Annotated in this window: 1 protein-coding gene; it reads left to right on the top strand. The window is 73.8% G+C overall.

What is annotated here, in order from left to right:
- A partial coding sequence (locus B207_RS32905) for a polyketide synthase dehydratase domain-containing protein (RefSeq protein WP_035740198.1) occupies positions 1–1,103 on the top strand: 1,103 nt, incomplete at both ends.

The raw sequence follows: 1,103 nt of genomic DNA on the forward strand, positions 1-1,103 counted from the left end.
GTGTCGACGTTGCGTCGTGGTCGGGAGGAGGCCGCCACGTTGCTGGGCGCGGTGGCGGAGCTGTTCGTGACCGGGGCCCGGGTGGACTGGGCGAGCGTGTTCGAGGGCAGCGGTGCCCGGCACGTCGACCTGCCGACCTACGCCTTCCAGCACCAGCGGTTCTGGCTCGACGCCGCCGCACCGGCCGGTGACCTCTCCGCCGCCGGGCTGCGCACCGCCGACCATCCGCTGCTCGGTGCCACGGTCATGCTCGCGGACGGCGACGGCATGCTGCTCACCGGCCGGCTGTCGACCGCCGCGCCCGGCTGGCTCGCCGACCACACCGTCTTCGGCGCCCCCGTCGTGCCGGGCACCGCCCTCCTGGAACTGGTGCTCGCCGCCGGTCGGCGGGTCGGCACGCCCGTCGTCGCGGAGCTGATCCTCCAGGCCCCGCTTCCGTTGCCCGACCACGGCGGGGTGCGGCTGCAGATCGCGGTCGGCCCGATCGCCGACTCGGGGCATCGCGAGGTGACCGTCCACGCCCAGCCCGAGGACGGCGACGAGGCGGCGTGGACGCTGCACGCCACCGGCGTGCTGGCTCCGGCGGAGAGCTCCGCCGCGCTGATCGTCAACGACCTGGTCGTGTGGCCACCGGCCGGTGCCGAACCGCTTCCGGTCGAGGGCACCTATCCGGCCCTCGCCGACGCCGGTCTGGGCTACGGCCCCGCTTTCCAGGGCCTGCGCCGGGCGTGGTGGCGGGACGGCGAGGTGTTCGCCGAGGTCGCGACTCCGGCGGCGACCGACGGCTACGACATGCACCCGGCGCTGCTGGACGCCGCCCTGCACGCGATCGGCCTGGGAGGTCTGCTCCCCGAGGCCGGTATGGCCCGCCTTCCCTTCGCCTTCTCGACGGTACGGATGTTCACCTCGCCGGGTGGGGCGATGCGTGTCCGGCTGGCCTTGGGCGATGCCCCTGACACGATCAGTCTGGTCGCCGCGGACGACGCTGGTCTCCCCGCCGTCGCGATCGACGGTCTGACGTTGCGGCCGGCTGCGCGGGACCGGTTCTCCGCTGGTGTGGATGCCGCGGCTCGTCTTCTTTATGGCTTGGACTGGGTTGGTCA

Origin of the sequence: Parafrankia elaeagni (genome assembly GCF_000374165.1) — a bacterium.
Classification (GTDB): domain Bacteria; phylum Actinomycetota; class Actinomycetes; order Frankiales; family Frankiaceae; genus Parafrankia; species Parafrankia elaeagni.